The organism is Bradyrhizobium sp. P5_C11_2, from assembly GCF_054049755.1.
Genome location: NZ_JBFULT010000332.1, coordinates 1 through 8,473, shown reverse-complemented (window position 1 = coordinate 8,473; position 8,473 = coordinate 1). Strand labels below are relative to the sequence as shown.

Sequence of the window (8,473 nt, the reverse complement as noted above, 5' to 3'; positions counted from 1 at the left end):
GCACCGGATCGCCTTCGCGCAAGAGTGCGCCGGCGCGGGCGACGACGATGTCGCCCTCGTTGAGGCCGTCGCGGATCTCGATATTGCCGCCCGACATCAATCCGACCTCGACGCGCTTGGTCTCGACACGGTTGCGGCGGATCACCTGCACCACGGTGCCGGCGGACGAATATTGCACGGCGGTCAGCGGCACCGCGACGTTGCAGCTCTGCCCGGTCTTGATCAGCGCCCGCCCGCTCGCGTTCAGCAACAGCCGCTTCTGCGACGAGATGCCGATATAGACCATGCCCTGCTGGATGTTGGGCTCGACGGTCGGCCCGATGCGGCGGACCTTGCCGTCGATATCGCCGGCGCCTGCGATGCGCACGGTCGCAGGCTGGTTGACCGCAAGCCTGCGGATGTCGCTGGTCGCCACCAGGCCGACGAGATCGTATTCGCTGCGCGCCACGATCGTGAACAGCGCCTCGCCCTTGGCCGAGGCGAGCCCGCCGATCTGCGCAGTCGAGGTGGCGATGACGCCAGCCACGGGGGCTGCGACCTGAAGCGTGCCGCCTTCGGGCAGCGCGAGGCGCGCCAGCACCTGACCGGCCGTGGTGGTCTCGCCGGCTTCCGCCAGCACTTCCGTCACCTTCAGCCCCGGACGCTCGGGCCGCACCGAGGTCTCCTCGCGCGCGATGATCGTGMCGGTCGCCTCGACGATGTCGGAGAAGCAGGACTTTGCCGCCTTCAGCACCGTGACCGCCGGCCCCTTGGGCGCGTCCTTGGGCGCGTCATCGGCGGCGGAAGCGGGTTGGGCGGACAGCACCAGCAGTCCGGCGAGCGTAACGAGCTTTTGGGAAAAGGAACGCGCAGGCAATCGACGCATAGGTCATTCCGGTTGGCCGCAAGGCCTCAATCGTTAGCAGAAGCGGCCGCAGTGGGCCATGGGCGGACAAGGCCGAAGACGCCGCAACAGGCGGCGCGATGCCGCCTGTTGGATTAGTCGCGGAAATGAAGACGAGGTTCGCTGTCCCTTACCCCCCTGGAGGGGGAGGGTAAGAGGAGCCCCCCTCACGGCAAGCTCAAGAACTCCACCCAGTTCGGCTTCTTGCCGGTGGGATAGGATGTCAGCTTGGCGAGCGCGCCGCTGCTCTGGTCGATGGCATAGACCGTCATGCTGTCGGACAGCTCGCCGACCGCGGCGAGATAGCGGCTGGATGGATCGATGTTGAAGCCGCGCGGCTGCTTCTCGGTCGCGACGCTGCCGGCCTTAGTCAGCTTGCCGCTTGCCGCGTCGACCTTGTAGGCGGTGAGCGTATTGGTGGTGCGCTCCGAGGCGTAGAGGAAGCGGCCGTCCGGGGTGATGTGGATGTCGGCGGCCCAAGGCTTTCCGGAAAACCCTTCGGGCAATGCGGTGGTGCGCTGGATCTCGTCCCATGCGCCGCCCTTCGCCTCATAGGCGAACGCCGCGACGTCGCCGTTCAGCTCGTGGATGAGATAGACGTACTTGCCGTTCGGGTGGAACACGAAGTGCCGCGGCCCCGATTTTTCCGGCACCTTGTAGACCGGCGGATCGCTCGGCGTGAGCGTCCCGCTAGCTGCGTCGAACGCGAAGCTCAGCACCTGGTCGGAGCCGAGATTGGTTGCGAACACGAAGCGGTTGTCGGGCGAGGGCAGGAAGGCATGCGCATTGAGCCCGGTCGGGATCACCTGCTTCGGCTCGCCGACGACGCCGTTCGCGAGAAGCGGATTCACCGCGACCTTGTTGCCGCCATAGGAGGCGCTGAACAGGAATTTGCCGCTACGGTCGGTGGCGATATAGGCCATGCTGTCGGCGAGCGGGCCGTTGCCGATATGGCTGAGCTGGCCCGTCTTGGGATCGATCGCAAAGCTCACCGCCTGGAACGGCTGCGACCGGACGCCGGCAATCAGCACGCGCTTGTCGGGCGTGATCGCCAGCGGCGTCGAGGAGCCGGGCTTCTCGACGCCGGGGAGGGCGGCCGTCTGCACCGGCATCATCTCGCCGCTCTCGGCCATCTTGAACACGCTGATGTCGTTGCTGTCGGCGTTGCCGACATAGGCGAAGGTTTCGGCCATGCCGGGGCGGGCTCCGAAAATGAGGGCAAGGAAGGCGATGACGGTGATCGCCGCGCGCGGCAATCCAGATGCGATGCGATGTGTTGGTCTCAACATGGGCGTCCTCCTGTGCCGGTGCGGCATTGTCGTTTTGCCGCCGAGGATAGCGGGAGGTCCCCGGCCGCACCAAACTCCAATTGGGATCGATCGATGCCGAAATTGTATCGGTTGGGGGACGACGGCTACCGCACCGCAGCTTGCTGGCTGCGGGAGGGCAGATGCGGGCCGGATGCATGTTCGGGGGGCCCAAGCGCGGTCCACACGGCGACGGCGAGCAAGGCCGAGGTCAGGATGGTCCAGGCGATGAGTCGTTTGCGCATCAGGCCAAATCCGTCCGCCGAAAGTCCGCTGCGCCGGGGAGCGCTGCACCATCGTGCACTGCAAACGGTGGCGATCCTATGAACTCGTTCACAGCCGAAGCCGCCGCCACGCGACGAGGACGTCGTGGCAAAGCGCCACACCGGCCAAACCGATCGCGGCTCGCCGCCGACCAACAAAATATAGCGCCGCGCTTCGCCCGCGCCTCGCCGTGCCAAGCCGCAATCGCTCCGGGAACAGCAACCCTGTCTTGCCGTTACCTTGGTCCCGCGGGCGGGGGGGGGAGACCGAAACGGAGGCTGACGCATGTTTTGGATTGTTTGGAATACCGCCTGGTCTCTCATCATCAGCGGTATCATGTTCGCCACCATCGTCACGCATCCGGATGCCGAGTTCGTCGAGATCCGGGCGGCACGGCAGGCGAAGTGAGCCTTTGCGCCGCCTGAGCCCCTCATCTCCGTAGTTCAACTGAGCCCGACGCGCGCGCCGCGGGCATGGGCCTATTTGGTGAACCAAATCTTAGGGCCGGACCGGTATTTTTCTGCATCTTTTACGGAGATGCGACGGTCACCATGGCATTGTTCGGCAATCCCTCCATTCGTTCGGTGCTCGGCGCCATCATCGGTGTCCTCGGCCTGTTCCTGATCGGGCAGCTCGCGACCGGACTTTTTGGTGCGATCGAACGCAACGGCGCCGCGCAGACGGTCGAGCGCTTCGCCGGCACCGACCAGCAGCTGTTCGCGAGCCTGCTCGGCTTCCGGCTCGAGCGCGGCACCTTCCTGTCGGCGCTGGTCGCGGAAGCGCCAGCCAATGCCAATGCCGACAACCGCATCGCCACCAACCGGCAGTTGTCCGAGGCGGCCTATAAGAGCGTGCTCGAGCGCCTTGATGGCGTGTCGGATGCACGCCTTGCCGGCGCCTTGAGCAAGCTCGTCGCGGTCCACGACGCGCTCGCGCCGCTGCGGCCCAAGGCCGAAGCCGCCATCCACCAATCGAAGGCGGAGCGTGACGCGAAGGTCGGCGACGAGTTCCGCAAAGCTGCGCAGGATTATCTCGATGCCATTCTGGCGCTGACGGCTGCGCTCGAGAACGCGCTCAAGCTTACCGATCCCGTGGTCGATCATCTGCTGGGCGTAAAACAGTCGGCCTGGGCCGCACGCAATTTCGGCGGCCTCGTCGCCATCCGTCTCGAAGCCGCGGCCGCGAGCGGAAAGCCCTGGAGCGCCGCCGACATGGTCGGCGCCGCCGAGGATACCGGACGCGCCAGGCAGGCCTGGAGCCAGGTGCTGGATGTCGCCGGCCGCTCCGACGCGCCCGCAAGCCTCGTCGACGTGATCGCGCGCTCGAAGCAGGGCGATGCCGCCGCCATGACCGAGCGTCAGCAGGGTTTCATCAAGGCGCTCAGCAACAACCAGACCATCGACATCAAGATCGAGGACCTGTCGAAGCTCAACACCGCCATTCTCGGCTACAGCGTCGAGGCCGGCCAGGTCGCGCTCGCCGAAATGGTCGCCCGCGCCGGGCAGCAGATGACATCGGCGAGATGGAGCCTGGCCCTCAATGGCGGGATGATGCTGGTCGCGCTCGCCATCACCGTCTTCGGCTTCACCCTCGTGAATCGCCGCGTCAGCGCGCCGATCCGCAAGCTGACGCAGGCGATGCGCTCCCTTGCCGAGCGCGACTATGCGATCGAGCTCGCGGGCATCGAGCGCGGCGACGAGATCGGGGAGATGTCGCGCGCGGTGTCGGTGTTCAGGGAGAACATGATGACCGGCGACCGCCTCGCCGAGGAACAGGCGGCGGAGCAGGCCAGGAAGGAGCGGCGCCAGCTCGCCGTCGACCGGCTGATCGAGCAGTTCGAGAAGACCGTCACGGAATCGCTGCACACGCTGGCCTCGGCTTCCGGCGAGCTGAATGCCACCGCGCAGTCGATGTCGTCGACGGCCGAGCAGGGCTCGTCCAAGGCGGCCTCGGTCGCAAGCCTGTCGGGCGATGCCTCGTCCAACGTGCAGACCGTCGCCGCCGCCACGGAAGAGCTCTCGGCCTCGATCAGCGAGATCAGCCGCCAGGTCGCGGAGTCGTCCAGCATTGCCGGTGCCGCAGCTTCCGAAGCCGATCGCACCAATGCCGAGGTGCAGGCGCTGGCCGATGCCGCCCAGCGCATCGGCGACGTCGTCGCGCTGATCACGGGCATTGCCGAGCAGACCAATCTGCTCGCGCTCAACGCCACCATCGAGGCCGCGCGTGCCGGCGAGGCCGGCCGCGGTTTTGCGGTGGTCGCGTCCGAGGTGAAGAGCCTCGCCACGCAGACCGCGAAGGCGACCGAGGAGATCACCGGCCAGGTCGCCGCGATCCAGGGCGCGACCCGATCCTCGGTGACCGCGATCCAGTCGATCGGCACCACCATCCAGCGGGTCAACGAGATTGCGGCTGCGATCGCGGCTGCCGTCGAGGAGCAGGGCGCCGCGACCCGCGAGATCGCGCGCAACGTGCAGCAGGCTTCCCAAGGCACCAACGAAGTCTCGCGGCACATCTCCGGCGTGTCGCAAGCTGCCGGGCAGACCGGTGCGGCCGCCGGCGAAGTGCTGGATTCGGCCAAGATGCTGGCGCGCCTGTCGGATGACCTCAAGCGCGACGTCGGTCGCTTCGTCGGGGATCTCAGAGCGGCCTAGATTAGCGCGCCGCAGAAGGCAGGTTGGAAGATGTTTTGGGTCTGTTGGAACATCGCCTGGTCGCTGATCATCAGCGGCATCATGGTCGCCACCATCGTCGCCCATCCCGACGCCGAATTCGCCGAAGTGCGCGCCGCAAAGCGGCTGATGTGAACTTTCCGACCTCCYGGGACGTTTGCTGTCCGATCGCTGCTGGCGCGGCGCGGTCGGGCATGTAGTATGGAGACGTCAGAGGGGGATCCAAATTGGACGGAATTGATCTGCGCGATCCCCTTTTTGCGACCTATGTCGTTGCTGCCTGCCTGATCATCCTGAAGGCCGTGGGGATGTCGTGGCTCACCGTGTTCCGGATGGTGAGAGCGCAAGGGGGCTACCGTTCGCCGGAGGATATCAAGAAGACCCCGATGAATCCCGCGCCCGATCCGGTGCAGCTTCTTCCCAACGAAGCTGTCGAGCGGATCCGCCGGATCCAGCTGAACGATCTCGAGAGCCTGCCCTATTTCCTGGTCGCGGGCTTTCTCTATGTACTCACACGGCCGTCTCTGCTTCTCGCGCAATGTCTGCTCTACGGCTACGTTGCCTCGCGCCTGCTGCATTTCCTCGCCTATCTCACCGGGCAGATTCACGACATTCGCGCAATTCTGTGGACCGTCGGCTCACTGATCCTGGTCTTCATGACCATTCGCACGCTTCTCGTCGCACTCGGCGGTTGAGACTCAATCGGCCACGCCGGCGACCTGCTGGGCCGAAAGGTAGCGTTCAAGCGTCACGCTTTGCTTGAAGAAGCGCATGGCGCGCAGATCGCGGATCGTTGTTTTCTGTGCCGAATCGCGCATCCGGGTGACCTCGCGGGCTTCTTCCAGGCGGCCGACACCGACCAGATTGGCCGCCAACATGCGATGGCCGGTGCCATTGCTCGGATTGTGCCTAACCGACTTGCGCGCCCAGGCGACGCCCTCCTCGAACTGCCCGAGGGCGAAGTAGGACGCGGTCAATCCCGTCATCCACATATGGAGCATGCTGTCGTCGGGACTGAGGACGAGAGACCGGTGCAGGCACACGACGGCGTTCGCATAATCGCCTCCCATGCTGTCGATCATTCCGAGCACACCCCATGCGAAGGCCGAACTGGGATTGAGGCTTACGGCTTCGCTGGCGTGAATGCGCCCCTGATCGTTGTCGCCGGCCGGTCCAAACAGCGCGAAGCCATAGACCGCGTGGGCGAAAGCGTCCCCGCCATCCTGCTCGACGGCGCGACGCGCCAGGCCGAGCGCCTCGGCCGCGGCATCCGGAGACGCGTTGGCGCCGAGCGGAGCAGCCATGACGAGTCCCCAGGCCAGTGCCGCCAGCGTCGCCGTTCGCTCCTGATCAAGGCTCAGGGACTGTCGAAGCAGATCGATGGCCTTGATGACGGCTTCACGGGTGCCGCCCCACAAATGATGAAGGCCTCGCAGATAGAGATCATACGCCGAAAGATCGACCGGCGGCTTGCGGCGCGCGCGTTCGATCTCGGCGCTTCGAACGGCGGGATCGACGACGGCTGCAACACTGCGGCTGACGTCGTCCTGCAGATCGAAGATGTCGACGAGGGGGYGGTCATAGCGATTGGACCAGACTTGGGCTTCGCTGCCGGCATGAGTGAGCTCGGCCGACACGCGAATGCGGTTGCCGGCCTTGCGGATATGGCCGCTTAGGACGTATTGGGCCCCGAGCAGTTGCGCGATCTGCTGGCTGGTCATTCCCTTGTCCCGAAGGGCAAAGCTCGACCCGCCCGCAATCACCACCAGTTCGCGAAAGCGCGACAGAGCGGTGATGATGTCCGCGGTGACGCCATCGGCAAAGTATTCCTGTTCGGTGTCGCCGCCCATGTTCCGGAACGGAAGCACCGCCACGGAAGGCCTGTCGTCGCCGATCATGCGCTCCGCTTGACGCGAAAGGTCTACACCTGTCTCGCCTGCTGCCTGAATGGTCTTCTGCTCCTGGGCCTTGCGCAGCCCCGCGGCGAGAGCGTTGGTTGCCGCATCCGGGCCGGTGCCGAGCTCCTGCTTCAGCAGGGTGACGACGGCCTGATAGTATTTGAGTGCTTCGGCGTTGCGGCCTGCTGCGGACAACGCGCGCATGATCAGGCGATGCGCATCCTCGCGCATGCTGTTGAGCGCATGGGCGCGCTGGCCGGCGAGAAGGGCGTGGCCGGCACGCCCCTCTGACAGTTCATGCTCGCCGAGTGCCACCATCGCGCCGAGCGCCAGCTCCGACAGCCGCTCGCGTTCGCCGGCCAGCCATTCGCTCCAGCCCTCCTCGTTGACGCCAATGTCGTCAACGAGGCGCCCGCGATAGAGATCTGTCGCCGCGGTCAGGGAGTCACGGCTGCCTTTTCTGACGAGATCCTCGAATTGCCGGACATCGCAGCTGATCACCGCGGCATCCAACGACATGAATTCGCCGTCACTCCTGAGCGCACTCTGACCAAGAACCTGACGCAGCTTGAACAGCGCCTGTCGCAGGTTCTGCTTCGCTTGCGCGTCGAAGTGGGATCCCCACAGCAAAGTCGAGAGCTTTTCGCGGTGCTGAGGCTGCGGTGCCGTGCAAGCCAGATAGGCAAGCAATCCCGCGAGCTTCTTGTTCGGCAAGCAGACGATGCCGTCCGGCCCCGTCAGTTCGAAACGTCCCAGAAGCGAGAGGGCAAAACGCGGGCGCGGCGCAGATGGAGTTTCAGTCATGCCGCCTCTAAATTGAGCAGACGCGCCCGTAGATATACATCTTACACGAACTGCCAACTTTGCGAACAATATTAACGCCGTGATGACGATCGAATAACGCCCGCGATGACGACGGTGGGTTCAGATCGCATTGCGACGAAGCCGGTTGGTTGATCGACGCAGAGCAATTTCATCGGGCAGGCCGACGTGCGCGCGCATCACCTCATCACGGTCGTCGTCATCCTGTTCGTGGTCATTGCGGGGCTCGACGCCGCGGTGACCTCCTTTGCACATCCGACATTCAGTGTCGTTTCGCAGTCGGCACCTCCGGTCGCGCCGCTCCTTTTCGGAGGCGACTGACCGCACGCCAAAGATCGCAAGAGCCATCAAGCAGGAGGTCGCATTGAGCGATATCGCGCAGCCGGGACAGCAATCGTACGTCTTTCTCGCGTCCGTCGAGGACCAGCGAATTATCGGAACATGGCGACTGAGAGTGATCGCATTCTATGCCTCGCTGCTGGCACTGGTGATTGCCTGCGCTGCGATGAGCACGGCGCCCCGCGAGCGCCAAGCCGATCTCGCCTCCGATGATTTCGTCACCCATTACATCTCGAACCCGCCGGTGCCGTAACCGACCCAGATCGGCAACAGCGCCGCGCGGACCAAGGG

At 65.1% G+C, this 8,473-nt stretch carries 10 protein-coding genes; 6 read left to right on the top strand and 4 right to left on the bottom strand.

The genetic code is table 11. The features are described from left to right. The 3 genes from ACXJL8_RS26345 to ACXJL8_RS26335 form a co-directional block, all read right to left on the bottom strand. On the bottom strand, nucleotides 1-865 hold an 865-nt coding region (locus ACXJL8_RS26345), incomplete at its 3' end, for an efflux RND transporter periplasmic adaptor subunit (protein WP_456685857.1). Nucleotides 866-1,050: 185 nt separating this feature from the next. Further along, the gene (locus ACXJL8_RS26340) at nucleotides 1,051-2,172 is read right to left on the bottom strand and encodes a lactonase family protein (protein ID WP_456622320.1); all 1,122 of its coding nucleotides are present in this window, start codon (nucleotides 2,170-2,172) and stop codon (nucleotides 1,051-1,053) included. A 125-nt stretch (nucleotides 2,173-2,297) separates the two neighbouring features. Continuing rightward, nucleotides 2,298-2,435 carry a hypothetical protein gene (locus ACXJL8_RS26335; RefSeq protein WP_456622321.1) on the bottom strand — a complete coding sequence of 46 codons (138 nt, stop codon included), beginning with the start codon at nucleotides 2,433-2,435 and terminating at the stop codon, nucleotides 2,298-2,300. Nucleotides 2,436-2,739: 304 nt separating this feature from the next. On the opposite strand from ACXJL8_RS26335, the gene ACXJL8_RS26330 reads away from it, so the two are divergent. From ACXJL8_RS26330 to ACXJL8_RS26315, 4 genes are all read left to right on the top strand, one after another. Continuing rightward, complete coding sequence (locus tag ACXJL8_RS26330; RefSeq protein WP_456622322.1) at nucleotides 2,740-2,862, top strand: hypothetical protein; 123 nt, start codon at nucleotides 2,740-2,742, stop codon at nucleotides 2,860-2,862. A gap of 143 nt (nucleotides 2,863-3,005) precedes the next feature. Beyond that, nucleotides 3,006-5,105 carry a methyl-accepting chemotaxis protein gene (locus tag ACXJL8_RS26325; RefSeq protein WP_456622323.1) on the top strand — a complete coding sequence of 700 codons (2,100 nt, stop codon included), beginning with the start codon at nucleotides 3,006-3,008 and terminating at the stop codon, nucleotides 5,103-5,105. 30 nt (nucleotides 5,106-5,135) lie between these two features. Beyond that, on the top strand, nucleotides 5,136-5,258 hold the full coding sequence (locus ACXJL8_RS26320) for a hypothetical protein (RefSeq protein ID WP_456622324.1): 123 nt from the start codon (nucleotides 5,136-5,138) through the stop codon (nucleotides 5,256-5,258). Nucleotides 5,259-5,350: 92 nt separating this feature from the next. Further along, a complete protein-coding gene (locus ACXJL8_RS26315; protein WP_456622325.1) occupies nucleotides 5,351-5,818 on the top strand; it encodes an MAPEG family protein in 468 nt (155 codons plus the stop codon). Between the two features lie 3 nt (nucleotides 5,819-5,821). Here ACXJL8_RS26315 and ACXJL8_RS26310 read toward each other — a convergent pair whose 3' ends face one another. Next, nucleotides 5,822-7,735: a BTAD domain-containing putative transcriptional regulator gene (locus ACXJL8_RS26310; protein ID WP_456685856.1), complete on the bottom strand. Its 1,914-nt coding sequence runs from the start codon at nucleotides 7,733-7,735 to the stop codon at nucleotides 5,822-5,824. A 276-nt stretch (nucleotides 7,736-8,011) separates the two neighbouring features. On the opposite strand from ACXJL8_RS26310, the gene ACXJL8_RS26305 reads away from it, so the two are divergent. Beyond that, nucleotides 8,012-8,164, top strand: coding sequence for a hypothetical protein (locus ACXJL8_RS26305; RefSeq protein WP_456622327.1), 153 nt, complete (start codon nucleotides 8,012-8,014; stop codon nucleotides 8,162-8,164). Nucleotides 8,165-8,207: 43 nt separating this feature from the next. Further along, nucleotides 8,208-8,435, top strand: a complete 228-nt coding sequence (locus tag ACXJL8_RS26300) for a hypothetical protein (RefSeq protein ID WP_456622328.1) — start codon at nucleotides 8,208-8,210, stop codon at nucleotides 8,433-8,435. Nucleotides 8,436-8,473 lie beyond the last annotated feature (38 nt).

Coding starts and splice junctions, on each gene's coding strand:
- ACXJL8_RS26340 (WP_456622320.1), bottom strand. CDS start 2,172: ATGTTGAGACCAACACATCGCATCGCATCTGGATTGCCGCGCGCGGCG.
- ACXJL8_RS26335 (WP_456622321.1), bottom strand. CDS start 2,435: ATGCGCAAACGACTCATCGCCTGGACCATCCTGACCTCGGCCTTGCTC.
- ACXJL8_RS26330 (WP_456622322.1), top strand. CDS start 2,740: ATGTTTTGGATTGTTTGGAATACCGCCTGGTCTCTCATCATCAGCGGT.
- ACXJL8_RS26325 (WP_456622323.1), top strand. CDS start 3,006: ATGGCATTGTTCGGCAATCCCTCCATTCGTTCGGTGCTCGGCGCCATC.
- ACXJL8_RS26320 (WP_456622324.1), top strand. CDS start 5,136: ATGTTTTGGGTCTGTTGGAACATCGCCTGGTCGCTGATCATCAGCGGC.